The following is a 26,457-nucleotide window of genomic DNA, read 5'->3' as shown; positions in this document are numbered from 1 at the left end:
GAATCAGACGTCCGCATCGACATCGCCAGACTCCACCGTAAACGCCGGACCGGTGCTCACAAGATAAAATCGGGTCACCTTAGTATTTCTAATATAGGTAAATCTGCCCCTGATTGCGTCGGCGCGATATATACGCCACGTGGACCGTACCGATTTTTTCGCCGTATTCCCTCGTTAATACCACAATATTGGGGTCGTCCGTACGCTTAAACTGCCCGTCAACGCAGCTGCCGTCTTTGTCGACCAGTTGCCAACGATGGTTATCCTCTTCATGAAAGGCCAGAGTTTCCAGACTTGTTTTGTCATCCCGATAGTAACCATCAATGGCAAAGCCTTCGGAAACGCATTCCTGCATATAGGATGTTTCTCGATTTATAGCAAACTGCCCTGCAGCGCCCAGGAGCACAGCCAGGCAGACCACTGCAAGGGCTATCGAGATAGCACGGCGGCTCATGTTAACCAGCCCGATACTTGTTTAACGGAGTGCAAAACATACTTGGTACCTCCGATATCAAAGCAAACGTCACCCGCGGCCCGCCGGAAACTATGTGTTTCTAACATCAAACCATATGGCAACCACTCGCGAGAGGAGTATCGGCGAACGGTGCATTTTTTTGCGTTCTATTGGGCAAACGTCAACGCGCGCCACAGCTCTTGCTCGACCTATTCAGATCTTGTCGCATACTACCGTAAACCCCCGATGCTTCCGCCCCCGAACTATTCAAGGCAGCCGCGATGCCGCTCAATCCAGTCCACGGCAAAATCGACAAGCTCGCGTTGGCGCATAAAGCGAATCATTCCGTTACCGAGAGGCGCCGTACGCACCGGGCATTCACGCTCAAAAGCAGCGCCGATCTCGTCGAAGTCCTCGCCGTCGACAAAAAGTGTGCGGTACTCCTTCCACACACGCTGGCCGTGTTCCATGATCGCGCTGTGTTCCACGCAGTCGTGCTTGCCGGGGTACTGCGCACGGGCGTCTGCCAAATGCAGTGACGTATTCTTGTCATAGCCAACGCCCACCAGCAGAACATAGCCGTCCAAATCGTACAGACGCGCGATGGGCGATCCATCGCCAAAGATGTTGCTCAGGTCGTGGTTCTCCGTCAGGAATTGCGCATGCTGGCCGTTTGCCGCCACTGAACGCGCTGGATGATCGCTGCGAAACGTGCCCGGCCACGTCCGGAACATCTCAGCCACGGCACCCATCGTGTTGGTGGGCGTAATGCGCTTGTCATAGACGGGCCAGTTATCGCGAATCAGCTGCCACCATTCTTGCGGCTCTTGCCAATGGACACCACTCTCGGGGTCCAAGTTTTTCCATGATTGCGTCGGCATCATGATGGTACCGGCCTCGCCCACCATCTGGAGCAGCGCCTCGATCACCGGCTGCGCGCCGCCGCACACATATCCAAGCGCGCTGAGCGAGCAATGGACCATAACCGTCTGCCCTGCGCACATACCGACGGCGGAAAGCGCGTCGAGGATATCCTGCTTAAGCACGATTTGCCGATTCATTACCGTTTCCCCTCTATCCCCACACATCAGTTTCTTTTGCGTCATGCGCCGAAATAGCACACGGGCCATGCGGCGCATGACGCTGCAAATGATACGTTTCCCAATGTTGCCGAGGGATCATTTTTTAGTACTTGAAGAAGCCCTCGCCCGAGCTTTCGCCCAGCTTGCCTTCGTCGAGCATCTTCTTGAGGACGGACGCCATAGCCTTAAAGTTGTAGGGCATCATCATCTTCTTGAGCAGCGGGCTCACCAGGCCCGGGACCTTCTGATACTGCATAACGATGTTGTACGCCGTCTGGATGCCCACGGTGTCGAATACGCGGAACGGGCCCTTGGGAGCGCCGGTGCCGCGCGTCCATGCGAGGTCGATGCTCTTGGGATCGCTCACACCCGAGACATACAGGTCGAGGCCCGAAAGCAGCCATGGCACCAGCATGGAATTGAGCAGATAGCCGTTCTTTTCCTTGTTGACGGGAAGCGCCAGCATGCGGATGTCGTTGGCAAAGTCGACGAGTTCATCGAAATAGCGCTTGTCGGTTTGGCTTTGGGCCATGACCTCGGTCATGTTGTTCTTCCAGATAGAGTTGGCAAAGTGTAGCGATAGGTACTTCTCGGGGCGGCCGGTGTACTTGGCAAAGGTGCTCGGCAGCAGCGTGGAGGAGTTGGTGACGATGACGGTCTTTTGCGGGAGAACCGGGGCGAGCTTCTTGTAGAAGTCGATCTTTGCCTGGGTGTCCTCGGCCATAGACTCGATGACCAGGTCGGCGTCGGCCACTGCCTTGGCAAGATCGAGCTCCAGCTTGAGTGTGGAGTAGGCGCGCTCAACGGCGGCGAGTGCCGCCTCCCTGTCGAAGGTCTGGTCGCTATCGGCGATACCGGCGCACCACTCACCCGTGCCGTCCGCCATGCCCTCGATAGCAGCGATGTACTCCTCGCGCACATGATCGATCTTGGGCTGGGTGCGGCCGATGCTGCCCTCGCTGCGCAGCCAAATCGTTACATCAAAGCCGCAGTAGGCAGCCTGAAAGGCAATCTGGCTTCCCAGCACGCCGCCGCCGGCAACGCAAACGGTCTTGTAGCTCATGAAACGGTCCTCTCTTACGTAATTCCATAGATGTGTTTTTATTCAACCGTATGGAGGCTACGAGCCGGGGGCTGGTTCTACAAACGGACGCTTTTACGCGGTGAACGGCTACACCTGTTCATTAACTCAGGGCTCCGAGGGCGGTTTTTTGTGCCACCGAGACGTCGTTTTCGGAAGTGCGGTGAAAAAATGAGTTTCGTCGACCAGACCGACTATTCTAGCAACAAAACCGCAGGTAACGAGAGCCCAAAAGAGGAGTGTGCTCGGGAGGTTCGCGTTTTTCCCCGCACTTCCGAAATCCGAGTCCGCTGAAGGCGTTAACAAGCCCATTTACGCAACATATGTCCAGCAAAAACGGGTGGTAGCCGGCACGGCTGCCACCCGTTTGTCTCATATCCAGCCCAAAGCGGGCCGTTTACTTCTTAATGCCGCGTCCCAGGCGCTCAGCGACCGATGCCACGGCCTCCTCGCTGGCCGGTCCGCAGTTCGCGCAGCCGTCGTGGGCACGCATCTGGCCGGTGACCTCGTCCATCGCGAGCGGCGCCACCTTCTCGAGCTTAAAGCCCTTGCCGGCGCGCATGTTTTCTTTGGCCACGCTGATCATGAGCTTGATGCGGTTGAGCTGGTTGACCTCGGATGCACCGGGGTCGTAGTCAACCGCGACGATGTTGCTCTCGGGGTGCTGGCGGCGCAGCTCCTTGATCACGGCCTTGCCCACCACGTGGTTGGGCAGGCACGCGAAGGGCTGCGTGCAGATGATGTTGGGCGCGCCATGGTCGATGAGGTCAAGCATCTCGGCCGTGAGCAGCCAGCCCTCGCCCATGTTGTTGCACACCGAAAGCACCGTGCGGGCCTTGTCGGCCATGGTGCCGATGCGCTCGGGCGCCTCAAAGCGGCAAGACTTCTCGAGCAGCTCTTCCACCGGCGTACGCATCCAGTCCACGAGCTTGATGAGCGCCTGCATGCCTGCGCGCGTCGTAGCAGAGCTGCCCAGCTCGTCCTTCTGCAGCTCGGCATTGCTCATGGAGTACAGGAAGAAGTCGAGTAGGCCCGGAACCACAGCCTCGCAGCCCTCGCGCTCGATGACATCGACCACGTGGTTGTTGGCCGTGGGATGGAACTTGACCAGGATCTCGCCGACCACGCCCACGCGCGGCTTGGTGCCCTCGCCCACGAGCGGCATAGTGTCGAACGCGCGGATGGCCTCGCGAGCAAGCTTGGTGTAGTTATGCCTGTTGAACTTGGGCGCGAGCTTGCGGGCGCGCGCCATGTACTCCTCGTAGAGCGCGTTGGCGGCACCGGGCGTGGCCTCGTACGGGCGGCAGCGGTAGAGCATCTGCATCATCACGTCGCCAAAGAGCACCGCGTACACAGCCTGCTTAAGCAGCGCCGGCGTAATCTTGAAGCCGGGGTTGTCCTCGCCGAGCGCCACGGCCGAAAGCGAGATCACGGGGATCTCGGGATGACCACTCTCGCGCAGGGCCTTGCGGATGAGCGCGATGTAGTTGGTGGCACGGCAGCCGCCGCCGGTCTGGCTGATGACTACGGCGGTCTTGGACAGGTCGTATCGGCCGCTCTCGATGGCCTCCATAATCTGACCGGTCACCAAAATGGACGGGTAGCAAATGTCGTTGTTTACGTAGCGCAGGCCGGCCTCGACGGCGTCGTGATCGGTCGAGGGCAGCAGCTCCAGGTTGTAGCCGGCACCACGGAACACCTCTTTGACCAGGTCAAAGTGAATCGGCGCCATCTGCGGGCACAGAATGGTGTAGCCCTCGTCGCGCATCTGCTCGGTAAAGGGCACCTTGGGCCATGCAGTCGAGGCGCTCTCACGCTGCGCTTCGAACGTGTACTTACGGCTCGCGAACGCAGGGGCATCCGTGGAGGGCGCCACCGGCGCGGCATCGCCCTGCTCGTAGGCCTCACCCGCAGCGGTTGCCTCGGCCAGACGCTCGGCCTCCTGGTCCTTGAGCGCCGCCATGAGCGAGCGGATTCGGATGCGCGCGGCGCCCAGGTTGGACACCTCGTCGATCTTGAGCACGGTGTAAATCTTGCCGCTGGCCTCCAGAATCTCCTGCACCTGATCGGTGGTCAGGGCATCGAGGCCGCAGCCGAAGGAATTGAGCTGGATCAAGTCCAGGTCGTTGCGCATCGTCACAAAACGGGCCACGGCGTAGAGGCGCGAGTGGTACATCCACTGGTCGACCACGCGGATCGGGCGCTCGGGCTTCACCAGGTGCGCGAGCGAATCCTCGGTAAAGACCGCAAAGCCAAAGCTCGAGATAAGCTCGGGCAGGGCGTGGTTGATCTCGGGGTCGTTGTGGTAGGGACGGCCGGCGAGCACAATGCCGTGGCCGCCGTGGTCCTCGACCCACTTAAGGGCCTCCTCGCCCATGGTCTGGATGTCCTCATGAAAACGCGCATCGGCCTCATAGGCGGCATTGACGGCGGCATCGATCTCGGAGCGGGTGATCTTGGGTCCGCGCACGCGACCGCGACCGGCCTCGGCGTCGGCCTCGCGGTCGACGGCAAGCACCTGGTACAAGCGGCGCTTGAGCTCGGTCTTATCGTGATAGGGCACAAACGGATACAGGAACTCGATGTTCTGTTCGCGGATCTCGTCGATGTTGAGCGCCAGCGCCGTGGGGTAACTCATGACGATGGGGCAGTTGTAGCAGTTACCAGCCGTCGGGTCCTCTTTGCGCTCCCAGCGCACGCACGGCATCCAGATAAAGTCGACGTCACGGTCGATGAGGTTCATCACATGGCCGTGGCTCATCTTGGCCGGATAGCACACGCTCTCGGACGGCATGGACTCGATGCCCGCCTGGTAGGTCTTCTTGCTCGACTGGTCGGACAGCTGCACGCTAAAGCCCAGGCGCGTAAAGAACGCATGCCAGAAGGGGTAGTTCTCGTACATGTTGAGTGCGCGCGGGATACCCACGGTGCCGCGCGGGGCCTCGTCGGGACTCAGGACCTCGCGGCCAAAGAGCAGCTCGTTTTTCATTTTGAAGAGGTTGGGAGCCTCGGTCTTCTGCTTTTTGTGGCCGGCGCCCTTTTCGCAGCGGTTGCCGGTGATAAAGCGCCTACCGCCGCCAAAGTCGTTGACGGTGAGCTGGCAGTTGTTGGAGCAGCGGCCGCAGCGGACGTGCTTTTGCGTCACAGTGAGGTGCGCGATGTCCTCGGCCGAAAGGATGGTAGAGGTGCCGTCGGCGCCGGCGCGATCGCGGGCGAGCAGGGCCGCACCATAGGCGCCCATGCAGCCGGCAATGTCGGGACGCACGGCGTGAACACCGGTGAGCTGCTCAAATGCACGCAGCGTGGCGTCGGACATAAAGGTGCCGCCCTGGACGATCACCTGACTGCCAATCTCCTTGGGATCGCGCAGCTTAATGACCTTGAACAAGGCGTTCTTGATGACGGAATAGGACAGGCCGGCGGCGATGTCGCCCACCGTGGCACCTTCCTTTTGCGCCTGCTTAACGCGCGAGTTCATAAAGACCGTGCAGCGGCTGCCCAGGTCGACCGGAGCCTTGGCATGGATGGCGGCATCGGCAAACGCGCGCACGTCCATGTCCATGGAGACGGCGAAGCTCTCGATAAAGCTGCCGCAGCCCGACGAGCAAGCCTCGTTGAGCATGATGTGCTCGATGACGCCGTCCTTCACGCGCAGGCACTTCATGTCCTGGCCGCCAATGTCCAGGATGAACTCGACGCCGGGCAGGAATGCCTTGGCGCCGCGCAGGTGCGCGACGGTTTCGATCTCGCCGGAGTCGGCCTTGAGAGCCTCGATGAGCAGCGCCTCGCCGTAGCCCGTGGTGGTCACGTGGCCGATGGTGCAGCCGGCGGGGATGTGGTTGTAGAAATCGGCCATGATGACCTTGGCCGTGCCCAGGATGTCGCCGTTGTTGTTGCCGTACCAGGTGTGCAGCAGCTGGCCGTCCTCGCCCACGAGCGCGGCCTTCATGGTGGTGGAGCCGGCGTCGATACCAATGAACACGCGGCCGGTGTAGCCGTCAAGCTTGCCCTTGGGGACAACCTCGGTGTCATGACGGTTCTTGAACTCGGCAAAGTCCTCGTCGGTGGCAAAGAGCGGATCCAGGCGCTCGACCTCGGCGCCCTGCGTGTCGCCGAGGCTATCGATGGCCTCGATGAGCTGCAGGAACGTGCCGAGCTTGCTGGACTCGTGCGCCATTGCGGCGCCGCTCGCCACAAACAGGTGGGCGTTTTGGGGCACGATACGGTGCTCCTCGTCCAGGTTGAGCGTGAGATAGAAGCGGTGGCGCAGCTCGGAGAGATACTGCAGCGGGCCGCCCAGGAAGGCGACGTTGCCGCGGATGGGACGGCCGCACGCCAGGCCCGAGATGGTCTGGGTCACGACAGCCTGGAAGATGGAAGCGGCCACGTCCTCGGGGCGGGCGCCCTCGTTGAGCAGCGGCTGCACGTCGGTCTTGGCAAAGACGCCGCAGCGGCTGGCGATGGGATAGATGGTGGTGGCGTTGGCCGCGAGCTCGTTGAGGCCGCTCGCGTCGGTGTGCAGCAGGGTTGCCATCTGGTCGATGAAGGCGCCCGTACCGCCGGCGCAGGTGCCGTTCATGCGCTGCTCGATGCCGTTGTCAAAGTAGATGATCTTGGCGTCCTCGCCGCCCAGCTCGATGGCGACGTCGGTAGCGGGGATGAGGGTCTCGACGGCACGCTTGCTGGCGATGACCTCTTGGACAAACTCCAGGTCGAGCCATTGGGAGAGCAGCAGACCACCCGAACCGGTAATGGCGCAGGTCATCTGGGCCGTCGGCAGCACGGTCGCAGCGCCCTCGAACAGGTCGCGGGCGCAAGCGCGAACGTCGGTGTGGTGGCGCTGGTACTTGGCGTAGACGATCTGGTTGTCGTCATTGAGCACGGCGAGCTTAACGGTGGTGGAGCCCACGTCGATGCCCAGGTGCAGGTTGCCGTGGGCGTTATCGGGGTTGAAGATCGCGCCTTCGGGGGCCTGAGCGGCGGTGGCGGCTGCGGGCTCGGCGGCGATGGCGGGCTCACTAGCGATGGACGTCTCCCCTGCCGTGTTCTTGGCATCGGCAACTGCCTCGGCGACCTTCTCGGCAGCGGCGGTCGCGGCCTTCTGCGCAGCGTCCACCACGGCGGGCGCGGCCTCGCGTGCGGCAGCGACCACACGGTCTTTAATGCCCTCGACGAGTTTGCTCATCTGTTTCTCCTCTTAGTTGTTGGACTTGACGGTTGCGGCGGTGTCGGCCGCGTCCTCGAGCTGCAGGTTCAATAACTTCATGCCGTATTCCGGCACGTTGATATCGATGGGTTGGCCATACAGGTCGCCGGGGCGCACAAAGGCGATAACCGTCATGATGCGCGCCATGGTCTCGGGCGATTCGGAAAGGTCACGCTCAAACCAGCGCTGAATCATGCCGACCTCGGCACTCACGACGTAGGTGACGTAGTAGTCAAAGAACGTGCCCAGCGCCAGGCCCAAAATGCCCGTCTGCGCACGCGGCGCCACGGCCTCACGTGCGGTGTCGATAATCCTTTTAATGAAGGCCTGGTCGCCGCCCGGACCCAGCAGCGCACCGATTAAGTCGCGGTCGGCCGCAAGATAGCGCAGCAGTTCAACCGAACCGGGCGCCGGCTCGAGCTCATCGATGTTGTGATAGAGATCGGGCAGCTGAGCTGCAGTGATGAGCTCAATGCGCTCACGAATCTCGGCCAGCAAACCGTCCTCGATTTGATTGATAAAGTCGGGAATATCGCGGTAGTGCGAATAGAACGTGCGACGCGTAAGGCCAGCGCGCTCGGTGAGCGACGCAACATTAATGCGCGAAAGGTCGCCGCTTTCGGCAAGCTCGCTAGCAAGTGCCTGGCGAAGGGCACGCTGCGAGCGAAGGGACCGGCGATCACATTTCTCGAACTGGGACAAGCGTCCTCCTTGTTACTCATCCTGTGCGCTATTGCACAGTGCGAGTATTATTGCACACCGTGTGCATCAACACGTAAAGGCAATATTTGGAATGTGGCAGAGGGACTGTCCCTTTGTCACATCCCGGGGCGGCATTACCGTTTGTCCAAAATGGCATTCGTGAGTAGAATAGTGTCGACGGCAGCCCAAGTTGTAGCTAGCTGGGCAGCGCCGTTGTTTGCATTAGGGGGTCAACGCCTTAGCGGCGGCGACCCCTTCTGTTGCGCTTCGAACGCTGCTTGAGTGCCTCGGAAAGGCCGACAAGCGCCGTGAAGAACGAGACCAAAGCGGTCAGAAGTCTCACGAAATCAATCAAATCGGTCATGGGCATCACCTCCCATCAGATGGAGGGCGCTGCCCGGCACATGGAACTGCCGCCAACAGCATCAATTCTATCAAAGCAAAGTTAGATATGCGAATGTTTGTTCGCATATCTAAAGATCGGAGCTCGGGTATGGAGAAGGAACCGTTCCTTTGCCATACCCGAGCTTGTCGCCGAACTGCTACCTACATTTTTCAAGTTATTCGGCCACGCTACTGGTTCTGTATAAATGCACCGCCGGGATTATCTGAGAGTTTTGTCCTTATTTGAGCGCATGCATGCCCATTTGCTCACTTACGTCACCGAATCAAACATCATTAGAAGTATGAATGTTCCTGAGAGGGCATCTTTAGCCATTTAGCGACCTCCGACAGGCCGAATAACTCGAAATATGTTGGTGGCGAAAGCGTAACAGCCCTATACGCCAAAAGCCGACATCTCCCATGTGACAGAGGGGCTGTCCCTTTGTCCCTTAATCAATGATGGTGTGGGAGTTTTGCTTGCGCATGGTGGCGAGCATGTGTTTGGAAACGGCGTGGACCATGCAGCTGCCGATGGTCGCGCTCGCGGCGGCCTTAGCTGCATCGCTAGCGTTTTTGGTCGCATAGCTGTGACGGAAGCGTTTGAGCATGGCGATGTCATTGCCGCCGTCGCCATAAACCGCGACCTCGTCCTCGGCAATACCGTAGTAGCCCGCCAGCCAGGCCACGCTCTCGCCCTTGTTGCACGCCACGTCCGTGATCTCAAACATCACCGGATCGAACGGCGCGTTGACCACGCGGTCCGATCGCTCGGCAAGATACGCCTTAAGGTCGCGCTCCAGCTCGGGCAAGGTCACGCGACAGTTAATCTTGCACACATCGTGGCGCAGGATGTTACCGATCGGCTGGTCGAAGCACTGTTCCTCGTGATACCCGCCACGCGCACGCATACCACGCATCACGATGCGCTTGATGGGGCCGTCCTTTTTAAAGCCCGCCTGGTGCATCTCGAACGAACCGCTTGAGAACATGCCGTCGGGCGTGGAGCAGTCAAAACAGATATCCGGAAACTCCTTGAGCAGCTCCTCGGTGATCTGTGGGTCGATGGTCCAGGTCTTGAGCACCTCGCCATGGCTGTCGCGCACGATGGACCCATTGGAGCAGCAGGCGTCAAGCGCCAGGCCCGTAAAGCCATGCTCGCCGATCGGTAGCGTCGAGCGTCCGGTCGCGGGAACCACATGCAGGCCAGCGTCGGTCAGCTCACGAATGGCACGGCGGATGGTCCCATCTGCCTCGTGCAGGGCGTTCAGCAGCGTTCCGTCTAAGTCACTCGCAAACATCTTGATCATAGGCATGCCTCTCTTTCGTCTGCACGATATTGTAGACGAGAATGGGCGCGCCCCAAGAGAGACGCGCCCGTCAGGCAAAAGACAACTCTACACCGCGGCGGGGCCGTGCTCGCCGGTGCGGATGCGGATAACTTCTTCGACCGGCTCGACCCAAATTTTGCCGTCGCCGACGGCACCGGTGCGAGCGGCGTTGCAGATGATTTCAACGATACCGTCGACATGCTCATCGGCGCAGATGAGGGTGAACTGCACCTTGGGAATCGTGTTGACGAGCAGCTCGTTGCCGCGCACGTATTCCTTCCAGCCATGTTGCGCGCCGCAGCCCTGCACCTGGTTGATAGTCATGCCGCGAACATCGGCAGCAAACAGTGCGTCTTTGAGAACCTCAAGCTTCTCAGCACGAACAATCGCCGTAATCTTCTTCATAGTGAATTCCTCTCTTCAATAAAAGAAATGAATTGCCATTCAATGACGCGGGTTTTCGAGGTGCCCGAGATTGCCCCGAAAGAGGAGCGCCGCGTACTTCGGTACGCAAGCGACGGTTTGAGGGGCAAGGTCGGGCGCCTGGGAAAGCCGCGCGACGGTTTGAACGGCAAGGTGCGGTGCTTGGGGAAGCTGCTAATCGAGTCCGGAGAAAGAAGGATATGCGCTCTCGCCGTGCTGGCTCGCGTCCAAGCCCAGCGCCTCGTCGGCCTCGTCCACACGCAGGCTGCCGTGGAACAGCGCCTTGACCACCGCGGCGATCACCAAGTCGAGCACCAGCACAATAACGACCGTCACCACAATGCCCAAAATCTGCGAGATAAGCAGCGACGCGTCGCCCGTATAGAACAGGCCGCCTTTACCGGTCCACGAAAGCTCCGGCACGCAGAACAGGCCCGTGAGCACGCCGCCCAAAATGCCGCCGATGCCGTGGCAACCGAACGCATCAAGCGCGTCGTCGTAGCCGAACCTCGTCTTAAGATGGCTGATAGCCAGATAGCAGACAGGAGACACGATCAAGCCCATGACCAGCGCCGCCCATGGCTCGACAAAGCCCGCACCCGGCGTGACCACAACAAGGCCCGCGACCAGACCGGTGCTGGCACCCACCAGCGTGGGACGACCGGTATGCACGCGCTCCACGACAAGCCACGAGACCATGCCCGCCGCACTAGCCGTCACGGTATTGAGAATGGCGAGTGCAGCCACGGCATCGGCCTTAAACTCGCTGCCGCCGTTAAAGCCAAACCAGCCAAACCAAAGCAGGCCGGCTCCCAGCGCCACAAACGGGACGTTATGCGGACGGTAGCTCACCATGCCAAAACCGCGACGACGGCCGAGCATTAAGCAGAGGATCAGGCCGGTAAGACCAGACGAAATGTGCACCACGTCGCCGCCGGCAAAGTCGAGCGCGCCGATGATGTCGCCGATAAAAGAGCCATCGCCGCCCCAGACCATGTGGGCGAGTGGCGCATAGACCACGAGCAGCCAAATGCCCAGGAAAGCCGTCATGGCGCCAAACTTAACGCGGCCGGCCAGGCTGCCCGTAACGATAGCGGCCGTGATCATGGCAAACGCCATCTGAAAGGCGATGTTGATGATCTGGGGGTAGACGGCGCCGTCCGCGACGTTGCCCTCGGCCGCCTGCAGCACCTGGTTGAGCACCGGCAGGCACAGCAGCTGGTCAAGGCCCCCCATAAACGGACTCGAGCCGTCGCCGCCGTAGGCCAGCGACCAGCCGGCAACAATCCACAGCACACCGACCAGGCCAATGGCGCCAAAGCACATAAGCATGGTATTGATGACATTTTTGCGCCTAGACAGGCCGCCATAGAAAAACGCCAGACCCGGTGTCATTAAAAACACGAGCATGGTGCAGATGAGCATAAACGTTGTCGATCCTGTATCGTACATTCGCTCCCCCTTGGTCGCATGAACGTTGTCGGCGCCCATAATGCGGCCGAGGGACAACTGGTGTAGACCAGATACGGCGTTGTTAAACGCGGCGTTGTCGAATGGAAACGGCGCCGCAATCTTGGAAACGGCGCGGCAACGGACGCGAAACGAACGGGAAATACGCAAGCAAGGGAGCCGTGAGCGCATCCGTCCCGGCTAGCGCCGGAACAGCTCGCGGGCTCGGTCGCGAAGGTCGGTGGCTCGGATGACGCCCTCGTAGCGGTTGATGCGCAAGCGCGGGAAGGCATTGAAGAAGCGCAGGTCGCGTCGGCTGAGCGACACGCTTGGCACCGGACGGCTCATGCGCTTGCCGGCAAGGCGACGACTGAGCGACGGACGCGGCATGCTCGGCGCGGCACCGGCCACGCGGCGGGCGGCAAGCGCCAGGCCGCGAGCACCATCCGCGATAAACGTCGGCATCGAAGCCTTCTCGCGCAGGGCATCGAGCGCGGCGTCACCCAGCTCGGCCAGCCACGCGTTAACGGCACGGCTACGAATGTGCGTCTGTGCCACCGAGTCAATCGTAGAATCGGGAATACGTTCGAGCATTGAATCCGAGGCATCGGCAAGCGACTCATTGATGCGGTCGGCAAGGTCGGCCCGGACGCGCTCCAGCTGATCAGACAGGCGCCGCCAGCTCGCCAACGAGCACACCGCGTCGACCATCATCGCGACCGCGACGATAAAGGCGGACAGCCGCACAATCAGCACCGGCAGATGGCCGAGCAGCCCCAGCAATGCCGGCTCCACTAAGCGGCAAATACACAACGCACCCAAGCCAAACGCGCAGGCCCAGTACAGACAGATGCGTCCGTGCAAGTTAAACGGCAGGTGCGAGTAATCCCAAAAGCGCGCGCCTGTTGTTTTTTCCAACAGCACACCCACGCTGTACTCAATCACGCTGCATACGAGCGCTGCAGCGACAAACTGGCTCGACGCGTCAGGAATTCCGCGCAACAGCAGCCAGCAGGCAATGCCGCCCGCGCCATAGATGGGGCAGCACGGCCCCAGCAAAAAGCCACTGTTGGCAAATCGTCCGTGGTTGAGCATGGCGCAGACTGTCGACTCCCACACCCAGCCGCAAAAACCGTAGAAGGCAAACGAGAGCACCAGCGCCGAGAGCGGACAGGCGGCAAGCGTCGCGCCGTCAAATGCCATGTCGATCGCGGTCCCCACCGTCTACCCTCTCCTCTTTTCGCTCGAATCTTTGTTCGAGCCGTCACTCGAGCCCTCGTTCAAATCGTTCGCGCCGCCTTTGCGCGGCAGACGGCCGGCGACCGTCTCGCACAGAGCGCACCATTTATCGGCCAGGCACACAATCCATGCCTCGCGACACGTCGGTGGAACCGGTACCAGCGGAAACATATGGCGCACGATGGTATTCCGCTCGCGCGGCGTCAGCTCAAAATCCTCTTCGGCACGCGCCAGGGCAAAAAATGGATGCCGAAATCCGTGCAGTCGATGGCTCGGGTCGGGGTCATGCCAATCGTAGAGAAAGTAGTCGTGTAACAGGGCTCCGCGCAGCAGCGAGGCACGGTCGACCGAAATGCCAGCACGGCCAAGGCGCTCGGCAAAAGACAGGCTCGCCCGCGCCACCGAGGTCACATGTGCATAAACCGTCACGTCACCATGCTGAATAAACTCGTGCGTCAGGCCCAAGCGGCCCGCCTGGGCCAGCTGACGGGCGGCATCGTCGACCTCGCGCGCGATGCTCTTGGCACGAACGGTATCGGACATGCGGCCTCCTTCCAGCGGCTCTCGGCGGCAAGCCACAGCCTGCACGCAATGAATAAAATCATCATGGAACTTATCAGTATGGCATCGGGCAAAACGTTTTGCCCCGCCAGTTGGCGAATTACCGCGCCGCCGTCACATATCAAACGCCAAAATGTGCGAGACTGTCTTGTGCAATTGTGCCGGCCGAGGGAGCGCCGGCGCTCGATTCGCATGGAGTAACCCACAACGATGCTGCTTACGCAAACGACAACGCCCGAGGACGTCAAGGCTCTTAATCGCGCCGAGCTCCCGCAGCTCTGCGGCGAGATTCGCCACGCCATCCTCGAAAGCTCCGCCGCCGTCGGCGGGCACGTTGCCCCCAACCTGGGCGTCGTTGAGCTCACGGTTGCGCTTCATCGCGTGTTTAACTCCCCCATCGACAAGATTGTCTTTGATGTTTCGCACCAGACCTACGCCCACAAGGCGCTGACTGGGCGCGCGTACACTTATATCGATCCGGAGCGTTATGGCGAGGCTTCTGGCTTTGCCAATCCCGACGAGTCCGAGCACGACCTGTTCGCCATGGGTCACACCTCCACGTCGGTGAGCTTGGGCTGCGGCCTAGCACACGCTCGCGACCTGGCGGGCGATGCGTACAACGTCATCACCATCATTGGCGACGGCTCGCTTTCGGGCGGCCTGGCGTTTGAGGGCTTTAACAATGCCGCCGAACTCGATAGCAACCTGATCATCATCGTCAACGATAACGACCAGTCCATCGCCGAAAACCACGGTGGCCTGTATCGCAATCTGGCCGAGCTACGCGCCAGCAACGGCGCCTGTGAGCGCAACGTTTTCCGCGCGATGGGGCTCGACTACCGCTATCTGGACGCCGGCAACGATGTGTTGGCCCTCGTCGATGCGTTGCAGGAACTGCGCAATATCGATCATCCCATCGTGCTGCACGTCTCCACCGCCAAGGGTAAGGGCTTTGAGCCAGCCCAGAGCGACCCCGAACGCTGGCACCACGTGGGTCCGTTTGACATGGCGACTGGACGCAAGCTCTGCCCGGGCCATCCGAGCGAGCCTGCGCCGCGCACCTATGCCGACATTACGGGCGAGGCGCTCAGCGCCGCCATCGAGCACGATCCGCAGGTCGTGGGCATCACGGCCGCCACGCCCTACATCATGGGCTTTACACCCGAGCTTCGCGCTGCCGCCGGCAAACAGTTCGTCGACGTGGGCATTGCCGAGGAGCATGCCGTAACCTTTGCCACCGCGCTTGCGCGCTCGGGCGCCAAGCCAGTCTTTGGTGTGTACGGCACGTTTTTGCAGCGCGCCTACGACGAGCTGTGGCACGACCTGTGCCTCAACGACGCCCCCGCAACCATCCTGGTGTTCGGTGCGTCAATCTTTGGCACCACGTCCGAGACGCACCTTTCGTTCTTTGATATTTCTATGCTGGGCGGTCTTCCCAACATGCGCTACCTGGCGCCGGCCTGCATGGAGGAATATCTGTCCATGCTAAGCTGGTCGCTCGATCACCGCGAGCATCCCGTGGCGATTCGCGTGCCGGGCATTGGCCTGGTAAGCCGCCCCGATCTGGCGCCCGCCGAAGACACCGACTACAGCGCCGTTCGCTACAATATGGTGCGCCAGGGCCGCGATCTAGCCGTGCTCGCGCTTGGCGATTTCTTTGAGCTGGGCGAGCGCGTGGCAAACCGCCTGGCCGCCGAGTATGGCATCGAGGCGACGCTCGTCAACCCACGCTTTGCGACCGAGCTCGACCGCGAATTCCTCGACAGCCTTGCCGCCGAGCATCGCGTTGTCGTCACCCTCGAGGACGGAATCTTGGACGGCGGCTGGGGCGAGCGTGTGGCATGTTACCTGGCCTGCACGCCCGTGCGCACGCGCACCTTCGGCATCGCCAAGGGCTTCCCCGACCGCTACGACCCCAACGAGCTGCTCGCTCAGAGCGGCATGACGGTCGAGAACATGGCCGCCGAAGCCGTGAAGCTGCTGAACGAGTAAGAAAACCTCCGCAAGGGAAGCACCCCTGCAGAGGTTTTTATTTCCCCCAACTCAATTATCTCGATCTGTAACATCTAGGACCCGAATTCCCGTCTAACTGTTACAGGTCGAGACAAAACAGCGGGGCAGGCCGCCACATCTGCAAGAACCACCACAAAGGTGCCTGTCCCCTTTGTGGTGGTTTTAGGTCATGGTCGATGCGAAGAATGAATAACCGTTCATACGCGATCTCCTTACTTATATAACGACCACCATGAGCGACCGCGCCGCCCACAAGGCGGCGTCTCAGCTGCAATAACCGACGTTTTCCCAGATAAAACCTGCCAAAATAAACCTGTCCCTATTTGGTAGGTAGAATAACCTATAAGGTAAGTATGTTTCTGAGTTATTTCGTGTTGACCCATTTGAGCGCAATAGGGTATAACTCTACTCAACCGCTAGGGATTTTATTGAGAAAGGTGTTCTACCATGAGCAAGAACCTCTCCCAGCAGGTCGTTCTCGACCGCCGCGGCTTTGTTGCCGCCACCTTCGCAACCGTCGCCGGCCTTGGTCTTGCCGGCTGCTCCGACACCAGCGCCGAGGCCGACAAGGGTTCCGCCGCCGGCTCTTCCAAGAGCTCCGAAAATACCGAGGCTTCCACCACGCTCGACGCCAAGGCATTCGACAAGCTCGTCAACGACGGCCCCAAGGCCGATGACGACGCCATCGCCGCCAGCACCTGGGCCACGGCCGTCAAGGATGCCGGTGTCTTTAAGATCGGTGGCGTTCAGACCTCCACGCTCTTCTCCCTCCTCAACGAGAAGGACGGTCAGACCCGCGGCTTCGACGCCGGTATCGCACAGCTTCTGTCCAACTACATTCTGGGCGAGAACAAGGTCGAGATCACCCAGGTGACCTCGGACACGCGTGAGTCCGTCCTGCAGAACGGCCAGGTCGACGCCGTCTTTGCCACCTACACCATCACCGACGAGCGCAAGAAGCTCGTCTCCTTCGCCGGTCCCTACTACTACACCCAGCAGGCCATCCTGGTGCTCGCCGACAACGACGACATCAAGAGCGTCGACGACCTGACCGACAAGAACGTTGCCGTCCAGTCCGGCTCCAACGGCCCCGCCATCCTGGAGGAGTTCGTTCCCAAGGCCAGCCAGCAGGAGTTCAAGACCGACGAGGAGGCCCGCCAGGCACTCCAGCAGGGCCGTGTTGATGCCTACGTCATCGACAACAACATGCAGCAGAGCGCCCTGGTCCGCGAACCCGGTAAGTACAAGATCGCCGGCAAGCCCTTCGGCAGCAAGGAGCCCTACGGCATCGGCCTGCCGCTCGATTCCGACGGCGTTGCCTTTGTCAACGACTTCCTCAAGAAGATCGAGGACGACGGCACCTGGACCGAGCTGTGGCAGATCTGCATCGGCGACCGTACGGGCGACACCAATGTTCCCGAGCTGCCCGAGATCGGCGCCTAGGCAACGCGCCTAGTAACGGCCGCAATGAAACCATATGGAAACGCACGGTGCGCTTTATTGCGCTAAACTGTTTCTTCACTGAGTTGTCGGGGCTTCCGTACACACGGGAGCCCCTTTCCTTATCGGCGGGAGGTCCGCATGAGTCTCTCCGAGCTCTGGTCGCTCTATGGCCAGAACTACATTGAAGCGCTGCTCGCAACCTGGGGCATGACGCTTGAGTCGTTTGCCATCGCCATGGTGCTGGCAGTCGCCGTCACTGTGATGCGCGTGTCGCCGCTCAAGCCGCTACGCGTCTTTGGCGACCTGTATGTTCAGGTCTTCCGTAACATTCCCGGCATCGCACTGCTCATTATCGTCGTCTACGCATTGCCGCCGCTCAAGGTCGTTCTGCCCTACCGTACCTGCGTTATCGTCGCCACGGTGTTGCTGGGCTCCGCCTTTGGCTCCGAGAACTTTATGAGCGGCATCAACACCGTCGGTGTCGGCCAGGTAGAAGCCGCCCGCTCGCTGGGCATGGGCTTCAGCCGCATCCTCGCCAAGATCGTGATCCCGCAGGCACTGCGTTCGAGCGTACTGCCCATGACGAACCTCTTTATCGCCGTCATGCTCACCACCGCGCTCGGCAGTCAGGTGCCGCTTAAACCGCAGGAGCTCACCGGCGTGGTGAGCTACATCAACACGCGCTCGCTCGGCGGCGTCGCCGCGTTCTTTATCTCGGCGCTCGGCTACCTGGGCACGGCCTTTGTGGTGAGCCACATTGGCAACTATATCGATAAGAGGGTGAGGATCCTCCGATGAGCAAGCACTCCACCTCCGCGCTCACCATGCGCGATGCGCTCTACGAGGCTCCCGGCCCCAAGATGCGCGCCAAGATTCGCGTCGGCACCGCCATCTCACTTGTTGCCGTGGCCGCGCTCATCGCTCTGGTACTGCAGCGCTTTTATGTGACCGGCCAGCTTTCGGTCCATTACTGGTACTTCTTTACGCACCTCACCACCTGGAAGTTCCTGCTTGCCGGTTTTGAGGGCACGGTAAAGGTCGCGCTCACCGCCGGCGCCATCGCGCTGGTACTGGGCTTAGTCCTCATGCTCGGCCGTACCAGCGACATCAAGCCGCTGCAGCTGGTCTGCCGCGTGCTCACCGATTTCTTCCGTGGCGTGCCGAGCCTGCTGTTCATCTACTTCTTCTTTTTGGTGCTGCCCCAGTACAAGATTGCGCTGCCGTCGTTTTGGATGCTCACACTTCCCGTCGCGCTCGCTGCGGCCGGCGTGCTTGCCGAGATCTTCCGCGCCGGCGTCAACGCCGTGCCGCGCGGCCAGGTCGAGGCTGCCCAGGCGCTCGGTCTCTCCAAAGCTAAAATCACCTTTAAAATCGTGCTGCCGCAGGCTATTCGATTTATCATCCCGTCGTTGATTTCACAGCTTGTGGTCGTCGTCAAAGACACCACCGTCGCCTATGTGGTGAGCTACCCCGACCTCATGCAAAATGCCCGCGTGCTCATTACCAACTACGATGCACTCGTATCGGTTTACCTGGTGATCGCGGTCATCTATATCCTCATCAACGTCGCGATCAACAAGGCCGCTGTCTACGTTTCGCACAAGACCGGCGCGACCATCATCCGCTAACGATTTACCATTTCGAGTCATAAGGAGCCGAGCATCATGGCACAGAGCACTTCTACTACCGACAACCGGCCGTTGATTGAGCTCAGGCACGTCGATAAGCACTATGGCGATCTGCACGTCCTCAACGACATCAACCTCTCGGTCGACCGCGGCGAGGTCGTCGTGGTGATCGGTCCCTCGGGCTCGGGCAAGTCGACCATGTGCCGAACCATCAACCGCCTGGAAACCATCGACTCAGGCGAGATCCTCATCGAGGGCGAGCCCCTGCCGCAGGAAGGCAAGGATCTTGCCCGCATGCGCGCCGAGCTGGGCATGGTGTTTCAGCAGTTCAACCTGTTCGCACATATGACGGTGCTGCAAAACGTCATGCTGGGACCGGTCGACGTGCTGGGCATCTCCAAGGATGAGGCTCGCGAGCGCGCCATGGACCTGTTGAGTCGCGTAGGCGTTGCGGAGCAGGCCGATAAGGTGCCCGCACAGCTCTCGGGCGGTCAGCAGCAGCGCGTCGCCATCGCCCGTTCGCTTGCCATGCAGCCCAAGGCCATGCTCTTCGACGAGCCCACGAGCGCCCTTGACCCCGAGATGATCAACGAGGTGCTCGAGGTCATGGTTCGCCTGGCCCAACAGGGCATGACGATGATCGTGATTACGCATGAGATGAACTTTGCCCGCCGCGTGGCCGACCGCGTCGTGTTTATGGCCGACGGTCAGATCGTGGAAACCGGCACGCCCGACGAGTTCTTCGACCACCCCCAGACCAAGCGCGCCCAGGACTTCCTCAACTCCATCAAGGGCCACTAGCCCAATTGCCATATCTGCTCGCCATGACCATCCAAACTCGAAAGCAACACCTATGATCGGAACTCGCACTTCATCGTCATACACCCCGCACGTCGACGTCGATCCCGCCGACCGCCCGCTCATCCTCGTCGCGCCGCGCTGGGAAGAGGCGAAGCCGTTTTTAAGCGAAACGCTCTCCCCCAACGAGGAAATCGCAAGTGTCTTTGTCGATGCCATCCTTGCCGCCGGTGGCCTGCCGCTGCAGATGTCTATTACCGAAGACATCGATGTTATCCGTCATTACGTGGAAATCGCCGACGGCATTGCCATTCCTGGCGGCCCGGACGTCAACCCCAAACGCTGGGGCGACGAGCGTCCTTACGACCCCACGCTGTGCTGCGAGATTCGCGACCGTTTTGAGTTTAAGCTGGTTAACGAGGTGCTTCGCGCCAAGAAGCCGCTCTTTACCACCTGCCGAGGCACGCAGCTGCTCAATGTCGCCACCGGCGGCACCCTGTGCATGGACGTGCCGAGCCTGGGCGCGCGCGAGGGCCGCACGCAGTGGCGCCATACCCACGTGCTCAACGACCCTGTGCATCCTGTCGAGGTCGTGCCGGGCTCGCTGCTGGAGCGCGCGGTTGGCGGGCACAGGTTGATCCAGACCAACTCCGCACACCACTGCTGCGTCGATCGTCTGGGTAAAAGCACGCGCTTGGTCGCCAAGGCAACCGACGGCGTACCCGAGTGCATCGAGGTCGAGGGCCAGCCGTTCTGCCTAGGCGTGCAATGGCATCCCGAGTACACCTGGCAGACGCTCGAGACCGACTTTAACCTGTGGAAGTCGTTTGTCGAGGCAGCGGCAAAGGTTAAGCAGGCCCGTTAGTTCACGGACAGCACAACAAATAAGGGCGCCCCGCCGGCCACATGGTCCGACGGGGCGCCCTTTTGCCTATATGCATCCGGCGCGCATCAAAGCTCGCAAGCTCTTATTCAGCCGCCTCGCGTAAGGCCGACATCGTAGCTGTATATTGCTGCTGCAGCGCATGCATTCCCTCGCGAGCGCCGTCAACGGCATCGGCGCCGCGCAGCGCCTCGGTCACCACGACCGCCGGCTCATACAGATTATCGAATCCCAGGTTCTGGCTCACGCCCTTGAGCGTATGCGCTGCCATAAACGCACCTTCGGCGTCTCCTGCCGCCATGGCGGCCTCCAGCTTGTCCATGCTCTCGTCATCCAAAAACTTGAGGGCAAAGCGGCTAAGCATCTCCTCGCCCATCAGCCGAGCGCACGCGTCTTCATAATTGGCGCCAATCTTCTCATACGCCTCACGCATGGAAATCATGGATTAAAAACTCCTTTGGTCAAACTAAATCGTGGGAAACGCGACAACGTCGGCAGGGCGTGCCAATGTCTCGGCAATACGGTCTTGCACCTCGAGCAGGCAGTTGAGCAACAGCGGGTTAAAGGTGCCGCACTTACCGTCCAGGATCATCTGGATCGCCTCCTCGTGCGGGATGGCATCCTTGTACACGCGAACGCTCGTCAGCGCATCGTACACGTCGGCCACCGAAACCACCTGTGCGGCGATGGGGATATCGTCGCCCTTAAGGCCGTCGGGATAACCCTTGCCGTCCCAGCGCTCGTGGTGCCAACGCGCAATCTGGTACGCATATTCCATAAGCGCATTGCCGGCGTGATGGCGGCCCAGCTCATGCAGCATGTCGGCGCCAATCGTGGTATGCGTCTTCATAATCTCGAACTCCTCGGGCGTGAGGCGCCCGGGCTTGTTGAGAATCGCATCGTCAATCGACATCTTGCCGATATCGTGCAGCGCCGAAGCCAGGGCAATCGTGGAGCGCTCCTCGTTGTCGAGGGAGATGTTGTCGCTACGGTGGGCCAGGCAGCCGAGCAGTAGCTCGGTCAGCTTCTCGATGTTCGTAACGTGCCTGCCGCTCTCGCCATTGCGAAGCTCCATGACGCCGGCCATGATGTCGATGAGCATGCGGCTGTTCTTGACGCGCTCGTTGTACTGTTGGGACAGCAGGCTCGTCAGACGACGCTGTTTGGCGTACAGGCGGATGGTGTTGCTTACACGGCGGCGCACGACACGGGAGTCAAACGGGCGGTTGACATAGTCCGAAGCACCCAGCTCGTACGCGCGCAGCACCACATCGTCGGAATCTTCGCTCGAGATCATGATGACAGGCAGATTGTCAATAATCGACCGGCGCGACAGATCGCCCAACACCTCAAAGCCGTTCATGCCCGGCATGACAATGTCCAGCAGCACGAGCGACAGCTCATCGCCACACCGGCCTGCATGCGGGCGCTGCGAAGCTTTTCCTCATAATATCGGCGATTGCGCACGCTCGTCAGCACGTCGGTGTAGACAAGGTCCTCTTCTGCGGCCTCCTGTTCATCAATCGGGCGCACCATCAGCAGGACGTGAAGCTCGCCCTCGACCTTCAGAGGGCGCAGGCGAGCGCGGTACTCAACGCCATCGTTGAGCAGCCGTTCCGACACCTCATCGGAGCCTGCCAAGACCTCCAGACCTGACTGGCGCAGACAGGGACACCGATCGCCGGCGAGCAGGCAGTTGGGATCGCCCTTAATCTGGTCGGCCGACAGCAAACGCACCACGGGGTAGGGCTGAAGCCGCAGACGTTGGGTTTTGAGCACCCTTGTTAACACAGCCGAAACGTCTACGAAAGAAGCCCGTTTGATGATTCGGCCGCTAGAGCCCCAAGATGCCGCGGACAGCCTGGGCGGCCGCTGTCGGGCGATCGCGCAGCCCGTTGTGCGCGCCGGGAACTACTACGAGCGGACAATTCAAAAGCTCAGCCGCCGTTCTCGTGCCCGCCTCGCGGGGCGTGCCAATCGAGAGCTCGCCCAGAAACACGGCGGCCACCGTTTTCGAAGCGCGGACGCCATCCCAATCGGGAACGCAGGTCATAGTGATCTCGTATTCGTTTGCCATGAAACTGCGGCCGTTGCGCAGGGCATGCTTGGCTTCTGCCTCGGTTAACTTGGGGGCTTGAGGGTCCGAATCGCCGATGGCGCCCAGGAAGGCCCTTAGCGCCCTCGAGACCTTTCCCGCAGCAATCATCTCGAGTAAAACCGGGGCCGCACCCAGGCCGGCGCCTTCGTTTGTCACGGCGGGTTCATGCAGAATCGCACGCGAGACAATGGTCGGGTTTGTACGGAGAAGCTCCAGGGTCACCAGCGTACCGGCACTGTGCGCGAGCACGTTTGCCGGAGCGCCGATATGCTCGATGACGGCCTGCAGGTCGTCGGCCTGGGCGGCGAGGTCGTAGCGCCCGTCCGCGGCGTCGCCGCTCTCGCCGCAGCCGCGGCGGTCGTAGGCAACTACGCGGCACACTTGGCTGAGCTCGCGGGCGATGCCCTCAAAAAATGTGCCATCGACGCAGGCACCGTGCACGCATATCAAGGCAGGCGCATCCGACGGCACGCCCGACTCGGCAAACTCGCGACAGGCAATCGTGGTGCCCGCATTCTCGACCGTAAAATCCATGTTATGCCCCATCGTCTTGTGCCTTGTTAACACATGAACTGTACCCGACCCGAAACCTTTCATATCGCAGGCATCGAGGGCAGAATGAAAAAACGAAACCTAAGAGCACAAGCCCAAACCAGACTTTGGCGCCGATGCTATGCTTAGGCACAACTGTCCCAAGGAGCATATGCCTATGTCTACGTTTTTAAATGCCAGCCCCATCTTTGGACCGGTGCGCAGCCGCCGTCTGGGCCTTTCTCTCGGTGTCAACATGATGCCGGCATCGGGCAAGATCTGTACGTTTGACTGCATCTACTGCGAGAACGGCCTCAACGCCGAGCGCCCCTGCCATGAGCCGTACAACACAGCTGCCGTGGTACTCGACGCGCTCGAGGCAAAGCTGCGCGAGATGGCAGCCGAGGGCGAGCTCCCCGATGTGATCACCTTCGCAGGCAACGGCGAGCCCACCGCCGCACCGGAGTTTCCGCAGGCCATCGCCGGCGCTGTCGCGCTTCGCAACCAGCTGGCACCGAACACCAAGATTGCCGTGCTTTCCAACGGCACGCGCGCCAATCGTCCCCAGGTGCACGATGCGCTCATGATGGTCGACGACAACATCCTCAAGCTCGATACCGTCGACCCGACATTTATCCAGCTGCTCGACCAGCCTGTTGGCCCCTACGACGTCGAGCACCAGATCGAGACGTTCGCGAGCTTTGACGGTCACGTTATTATCCAGACGATCTTTTTGACCGGCGAGTATCAGGGCAAGTCCCTCGATAACACCGGCGAAGCGTATGTCGGCCCTTGGCTCGCGGCGCTCGAGCGCATTCGCCCACAGGAGGCGACCATCTACACGGTAGCGCGCGAAACACCGATCGCCGGCCTTGCCAAAGCAGCGCCCGAGGCGCTCGATACGATCGCCGCACGTGTGCGCGCCCTCGGCATTCCCTGCCAGGTGAGCTACTAGCGCGCGGCCACCCGCCAGCAAATCATCCTCAACTGACAGGGTAGCTAAAAAGCCCCGTCCCAAATGAGCTGGTCTGCGGGTGAGCTATACTAGCTGCGAATGAAAGGAAGTTAGCCATGTTTGACAACGGACCCGTGCCCGGCCGCAACGATGCTTGCTGGTGCGGCAGCGGCAAAAAATATAAGAAATGTCACAGCGCCTTCGACGAGCGCCTCGAGCGCCTGTGGGAGGAGGGCTGGGAGGTTCTGCCCCGCACGCTCTACAAGACGCCCGCCGACATCGAGGGCATCAAGCGCTCCGCCGCCATCAACGTAGGCGTGCTCGACTACGTAGGCGAGCACATCGCCGCAGGCATGACCACCAACCAGATCGACCAGATGATCTACGACTACACCGTCGAGCACGGTGGTACGCCGGCCGACCTCAACTACGAAGGCTACCCCAAGAGCGTATGCACCTCGATCAACGATGTGGTCTGTCACGGTATCCCCTGCGATACGGACGTGCTGCACGAGGGCGACATCATCAACGTGGACTGCTCCACGATTTTGGACGGCTACTTTAGCGACTCGAGCCGCATGTTCTGCATCGGCGAGGTCTCGGCCGAGCGTCAGCGCCTGGTCGACGTCACCCGCGCCAGCGTGGAGGCGGGTCTGGCGGCCGTCAAGCCGTGGCTGCCGCTGTCCGTGATGGCCGAGGCCGTGCAAAAGACGGTCGAGGACGCCGGCTTTAGCGTGGTGCGCGAGTACGGCGGACACGGCATCGGTAAGGAGTTCCACGAGGACCCGTTTGTGGGCTTTACCACCGAGGCACCCGATGTGGACACCATCATGGCCCCGGGCATGGTCTTTACCATCGAGCCCATGGTCAATGCCGGAGCGCCCGACATCAAGATTAGCAAGGGTGACGGTTGGTGCGTGCGCACCAAGGACGGCAGCGATTCGGCCCAGTGCGAGGTACAGCTCGTAGTGACTGAGGATGGTTACGAGCTGCTGAGCTGGTAGCCACACGAACGCCGGATGTCTATGGACCTGCAACCGTCCATGCATCCGGCGTTTCGTTTGAACGTTTTGCCTGATAAAACCTGCCAAAATAAACCTGTCCCTTTTTGGTAGGTCAAGCGGAGAGGACTGCTTGTGAACATCCTGGTTTTGCTGCCCGTCAACGACCGTCATCGCGCAATTCTCGAGTCGAGCGCTCCGGGCGAAGATTTTATCTACACGAGCGCCGACGCTGTCACGCACAAGCAAGTCGCCGACGCCGACGTGATTCTGGGCAACGTCGACCCCGCCATGCTCATGGCATGCGAGCATCTCCAGCTGTTGCAATTGCAGACCGCCGGCTATGACGACTACCTTGCCGCCGGCACCGTGCCGGCTGACGCCAAGCTGTCTTGCTCGATCGGCGCCTACGGTCAGGCCGTAAGCGAGCACATGTTTGCCATGGTCCTTTCCATGATGAAGCGCCTGCCCGGCTATCACGACTTGCAGCGCGAGCATCGCTGGGAGGATTTGGGGCAGGTTACCTCGCTCAAAAATGCCAACGTGCTGGTGCTGGGCGCGGGCGATATCGGCGGCCACTTTGCCACGCTCTGCCGCAGCATGGGCGCACACGTCCGCGGCATCAAGCGCCATCCGCTCGTCTACCCCATTGTGTTTGAGGACATGGACGGCATGGATGCCCTGTCTGAGCGCCTGGCGGAGGCCGACATCGTCGCATCCTTTATGCCCAGCACGCCCGAGACCCGCGGTCTGGCGAACGCCAAGTTCTTTGCCGCAATGAAGCCGGGCGCCTTCTTTGCCAACGGCGGCCGCGGTGACCTTGTGGTCGCCGACGACTTGGTTGCCGCCCTGGAGTCGGGACATCTTGCCGGCGCCGCGGTCGACGTCACCGACCCCGAGCCCCTGCCCGCGACAAGCCCGCTGTGGGACGCTCCCAACATGCTCATCACGCCGCATATCTCGGGCTGGTTCCACCTAGAGGCCACGCTCAACAACGTGGTCGACATCGCCGCCGAGAATCTACGCCATCTTCTGGCTGGCGAGACGCTACGCTGCTGGATTGAGCACTAGGTATTACGCCGTTCTAACGAACGGCGTAATGAGCCGACGCTACGAGCCCGTCTGGACGGCAATCTGCCTTTCAATCGTCGGGCATGGCCAGAAGGCCAATGCCCTCCTCTTTCAAGGCACCTTGCTC

24 protein-coding genes are annotated in these 26,457 nt (G+C 60.8%); 9 read left to right on the top strand and 15 right to left on the bottom strand.

Annotation, left to right across the window (positions count from 1 at the left end):
- Positions 1 to 88 precede the first annotated feature (88 nt).
- The 11 genes from DW732_RS08455 to DW732_RS08410 form a co-directional block, all read right to left on the bottom strand.
- Complete coding sequence (locus tag DW732_RS08455; RefSeq protein WP_117794063.1) at positions 89 to 454, bottom strand: hypothetical protein; 366 nt, start codon at positions 452 to 454, stop codon at positions 89 to 91.
- Between the two features lie 263 nt (positions 455 to 717).
- Positions 718 to 1,515: an aminoglycoside N(3)-acetyltransferase gene (locus DW732_RS08450; protein WP_118099283.1), complete on the bottom strand. Its 798-nt coding sequence runs from the start codon at positions 1,513 to 1,515 to the stop codon at positions 718 to 720.
- 124 nt (positions 1,516 to 1,639) lie between these two features.
- Complete coding sequence (locus DW732_RS08445; RefSeq protein WP_117734259.1) at positions 1,640 to 2,599, bottom strand: 3-hydroxyacyl-CoA dehydrogenase; 960 nt, start codon at positions 2,597 to 2,599, stop codon at positions 1,640 to 1,642.
- Between the two features lie 415 nt (positions 2,600 to 3,014).
- Positions 3,015 to 7,802 (bottom strand): 2-hydroxyacyl-CoA dehydratase, encoded by a 4,788-nt coding sequence (locus tag DW732_RS08440; RefSeq protein ID WP_118099282.1) that lies wholly within the window; start codon positions 7,800 to 7,802, stop codon positions 3,015 to 3,017.
- Between the two features lie 12 nt (positions 7,803 to 7,814).
- Positions 7,815 to 8,525 carry a TetR/AcrR family transcriptional regulator gene (locus DW732_RS08435; RefSeq protein ID WP_118099281.1) on the bottom strand — a complete coding sequence of 237 codons (711 nt, stop codon included), beginning with the start codon at positions 8,523 to 8,525 and terminating at the stop codon, positions 7,815 to 7,817.
- Positions 8,526 to 8,763: 238 nt separating this feature from the next.
- On the bottom strand, positions 8,764 to 8,889 hold the full coding sequence (locus tag DW732_RS10175; protein ID WP_022094649.1) for a hypothetical protein: 126 nt from the start codon (positions 8,887 to 8,889) through the stop codon (positions 8,764 to 8,766).
- Positions 8,890 to 9,358: 469 nt separating this feature from the next.
- Entirely contained in the window at positions 9,359 to 10,216 is an 858-nt protein-coding gene (locus DW732_RS08430) for an HAD hydrolase family protein (protein WP_118099280.1), read from the bottom strand.
- A gap of 87 nt (positions 10,217 to 10,303) precedes the next feature.
- Entirely contained in the window at positions 10,304 to 10,642 is a 339-nt protein-coding gene (locus tag DW732_RS08425) for a P-II family nitrogen regulator (RefSeq protein ID WP_117734256.1), read from the bottom strand.
- Between the two features lie 192 nt (positions 10,643 to 10,834).
- On the bottom strand, positions 10,835 to 12,112 hold the full coding sequence (locus DW732_RS08420; RefSeq protein ID WP_117734483.1) for an ammonium transporter: 1,278 nt from the start codon (positions 12,110 to 12,112) through the stop codon (positions 10,835 to 10,837).
- 198 nt (positions 12,113 to 12,310) lie between these two features.
- Positions 12,311 to 13,330, bottom strand: a complete 1,020-nt coding sequence (locus DW732_RS08415; protein ID WP_233539417.1) for a putative ABC transporter permease — start codon at positions 13,328 to 13,330, stop codon at positions 12,311 to 12,313.
- A 3-nt stretch (positions 13,331 to 13,333) separates the two neighbouring features.
- Positions 13,334 to 13,891, bottom strand: a complete 558-nt coding sequence (locus DW732_RS08410) for an HD domain-containing protein (protein ID WP_118099279.1) — start codon at positions 13,889 to 13,891, stop codon at positions 13,334 to 13,336.
- A 228-nt stretch (positions 13,892 to 14,119) separates the two neighbouring features.
- On the opposite strand from DW732_RS08410, the gene DW732_RS08405 reads away from it, so the two are divergent.
- The 6 genes from DW732_RS08405 to DW732_RS08380 all read left to right on the top strand — a co-directional run bounded on the left by DW732_RS08405 (position 14,120) and on the right by DW732_RS08380 (position 20,656).
- Positions 14,120 to 15,901 (top strand): 1-deoxy-D-xylulose-5-phosphate synthase, encoded by a 1,782-nt coding sequence (locus DW732_RS08405; RefSeq protein ID WP_118099278.1) that lies wholly within the window; start codon positions 14,120 to 14,122, stop codon positions 15,899 to 15,901.
- Positions 15,902 to 16,369: 468 nt separating this feature from the next.
- Complete coding sequence (locus DW732_RS08400; RefSeq protein WP_118099277.1) at positions 16,370 to 17,365, top strand: glutamate ABC transporter substrate-binding protein; 996 nt, start codon at positions 16,370 to 16,372, stop codon at positions 17,363 to 17,365.
- 138 nt (positions 17,366 to 17,503) lie between these two features.
- Positions 17,504 to 18,163 carry an amino acid ABC transporter permease gene (locus DW732_RS08395; protein ID WP_117743728.1) on the top strand — a complete coding sequence of 220 codons (660 nt, stop codon included), beginning with the start codon at positions 17,504 to 17,506 and terminating at the stop codon, positions 18,161 to 18,163.
- Positions 18,160 to 18,993 carry an amino acid ABC transporter permease gene (locus DW732_RS08390; protein WP_117743727.1) on the top strand — a complete coding sequence of 278 codons (834 nt, stop codon included), beginning with the start codon at positions 18,160 to 18,162 and terminating at the stop codon, positions 18,991 to 18,993. The genes DW732_RS08395 and DW732_RS08390 overlap by 4 nt, the downstream gene beginning before the upstream one ends.
- 36 nt (positions 18,994 to 19,029) lie before the next feature.
- Positions 19,030 to 19,794 (top strand): amino acid ABC transporter ATP-binding protein, encoded by a 765-nt coding sequence (locus DW732_RS08385; RefSeq protein WP_117743726.1) that lies wholly within the window; start codon positions 19,030 to 19,032, stop codon positions 19,792 to 19,794.
- A gap of 52 nt (positions 19,795 to 19,846) precedes the next feature.
- Positions 19,847 to 20,656: a gamma-glutamyl-gamma-aminobutyrate hydrolase family protein gene (locus DW732_RS08380; protein ID WP_117743725.1), complete on the top strand. Its 810-nt coding sequence runs from the start codon at positions 19,847 to 19,849 to the stop codon at positions 20,654 to 20,656.
- Between the two features lie 103 nt (positions 20,657 to 20,759).
- Here the strand turns inward: DW732_RS08380 and DW732_RS08375 are convergent, their stop codons facing one another.
- Genes DW732_RS08375 through DW732_RS08360 form a run of 4 tightly spaced genes read right to left on the bottom strand, consistent with a single transcriptional unit; the run spans position 20,760 to position 23,306 of the window.
- Positions 20,760 to 21,116 (bottom strand): Hpt domain-containing protein, encoded by a 357-nt coding sequence (locus DW732_RS08375; RefSeq protein WP_118099276.1) that lies wholly within the window; start codon positions 21,114 to 21,116, stop codon positions 20,760 to 20,762.
- 24 nt (positions 21,117 to 21,140) lie between these two features.
- The gene (locus tag DW732_RS08370; protein WP_199569779.1) at positions 21,141 to 22,064 is read right to left on the bottom strand and encodes an HD-GYP domain-containing protein; all 924 of its coding nucleotides are present in this window, start codon (positions 22,062 to 22,064) and stop codon (positions 21,141 to 21,143) included.
- Positions 22,034 to 22,453: a hypothetical protein gene (locus tag DW732_RS08365; protein ID WP_147330312.1), complete on the bottom strand. Its 420-nt coding sequence runs from the start codon at positions 22,451 to 22,453 to the stop codon at positions 22,034 to 22,036. Before DW732_RS08365 ends, DW732_RS08370 begins: the two co-directional genes overlap by 31 nt.
- Before the next feature lie 55 nt (positions 22,454 to 22,508).
- Complete coding sequence (locus DW732_RS08360) at positions 22,509 to 23,306, bottom strand: alpha/beta fold hydrolase (protein ID WP_158553177.1); 798 nt, start codon at positions 23,304 to 23,306, stop codon at positions 22,509 to 22,511.
- 175 nt (positions 23,307 to 23,481) lie between these two features.
- On the opposite strand from DW732_RS08360, the gene DW732_RS08355 reads away from it, so the two are divergent.
- The 3 genes from DW732_RS08355 to DW732_RS08345 all read left to right on the top strand — a co-directional run bounded on the left by DW732_RS08355 (position 23,482) and on the right by DW732_RS08345 (position 26,330).
- On the top strand, positions 23,482 to 24,258 hold the full coding sequence (locus tag DW732_RS08355) for a radical SAM protein (RefSeq protein WP_118099275.1): 777 nt from the start codon (positions 23,482 to 23,484) through the stop codon (positions 24,256 to 24,258).
- A 116-nt stretch (positions 24,259 to 24,374) separates the two neighbouring features.
- Complete coding sequence (gene map / locus DW732_RS08350; protein ID WP_117816942.1) at positions 24,375 to 25,262, top strand: type I methionyl aminopeptidase; 888 nt, start codon at positions 24,375 to 24,377, stop codon at positions 25,260 to 25,262.
- A gap of 132 nt (positions 25,263 to 25,394) precedes the next feature.
- The gene (locus DW732_RS08345) at positions 25,395 to 26,330 is read left to right on the top strand and encodes a D-2-hydroxyacid dehydrogenase (protein WP_117743720.1); all 936 of its coding nucleotides are present in this window, start codon (positions 25,395 to 25,397) and stop codon (positions 26,328 to 26,330) included.
- Positions 26,331 to 26,457 lie beyond the last annotated feature (127 nt).

It is taken from the genome of Collinsella sp. AM28-11LB, from assembly GCF_003469895.1.
GTDB lineage: Bacteria > Actinomycetota > Coriobacteriia > Coriobacteriales > Coriobacteriaceae > Collinsella.
Note: the sequence above shows the minus strand (reverse complement) of the source record. Positions and strands in the feature narration are given on the sequence as shown.

Coding starts and splice junctions, on each gene's coding strand:
- map (WP_117816942.1), top strand. CDS start 24,375: ATGTTTGACAACGGACCCGTGCCCGGCCGCAACGATGCTTGCTGGTGC.
- DW732_RS08410 (WP_118099279.1), bottom strand. CDS start 13,891: ATGTCCGATACCGTTCGTGCCAAGAGCATCGCGCGCGAGGTCGACGAT.
- DW732_RS08385 (WP_117743726.1), top strand. CDS start 19,030: ATGGCACAGAGCACTTCTACTACCGACAACCGGCCGTTGATTGAGCTC.
- DW732_RS08440 (WP_118099282.1), bottom strand. CDS start 7,802: ATGAGCAAACTCGTCGAGGGCATTAAAGACCGTGTGGTCGCTGCCGCA.
- DW732_RS08425 (WP_117734256.1), bottom strand. CDS start 10,642: ATGAAGAAGATTACGGCGATTGTTCGTGCTGAGAAGCTTGAGGTTCTC.
- DW732_RS08355 (WP_118099275.1), top strand. CDS start 23,482: ATGTCTACGTTTTTAAATGCCAGCCCCATCTTTGGACCGGTGCGCAGC.
- DW732_RS08420 (WP_117734483.1), bottom strand. CDS start 12,112: ATGTACGATACAGGATCGACAACGTTTATGCTCATCTGCACCATGCTC.
- DW732_RS08450 (WP_118099283.1), bottom strand. CDS start 1,515: ATGAATCGGCAAATCGTGCTTAAGCAGGATATCCTCGACGCGCTTTCC.
- DW732_RS08380 (WP_117743725.1), top strand. CDS start 19,847: ATGATCGGAACTCGCACTTCATCGTCATACACCCCGCACGTCGACGTC.
- DW732_RS08360 (WP_158553177.1), bottom strand. CDS start 23,306: ATGGATTTTACGGTCGAGAATGCGGGCACCACGATTGCCTGTCGCGAG.
- DW732_RS08375 (WP_118099276.1), bottom strand. CDS start 21,116: ATGATTTCCATGCGTGAGGCGTATGAGAAGATTGGCGCCAATTATGAA.
- DW732_RS08405 (WP_118099278.1), top strand. CDS start 14,120: ATGCTGCTTACGCAAACGACAACGCCCGAGGACGTCAAGGCTCTTAAT.
- DW732_RS10175 (WP_022094649.1), bottom strand. CDS start 8,889: ATGACCGATTTGATTGATTTCGTGAGACTTCTGACCGCTTTGGTCTCG.
- DW732_RS08430 (WP_118099280.1), bottom strand. CDS start 10,216: ATGATCAAGATGTTTGCGAGTGACTTAGACGGAACGCTGCTGAACGCC.
- DW732_RS08390 (WP_117743727.1), top strand. CDS start 18,160: ATGAGCAAGCACTCCACCTCCGCGCTCACCATGCGCGATGCGCTCTAC.
- DW732_RS08445 (WP_117734259.1), bottom strand. CDS start 2,599: ATGAGCTACAAGACCGTTTGCGTTGCCGGCGGCGGCGTGCTGGGAAGC.
- DW732_RS08400 (WP_118099277.1), top strand. CDS start 16,370: ATGAGCAAGAACCTCTCCCAGCAGGTCGTTCTCGACCGCCGCGGCTTT.
- DW732_RS08395 (WP_117743728.1), top strand. CDS start 17,504: ATGAGTCTCTCCGAGCTCTGGTCGCTCTATGGCCAGAACTACATTGAA.
- DW732_RS08455 (WP_117794063.1), bottom strand. CDS start 454: ATGAGCCGCCGTGCTATCTCGATAGCCCTTGCAGTGGTCTGCCTGGCT.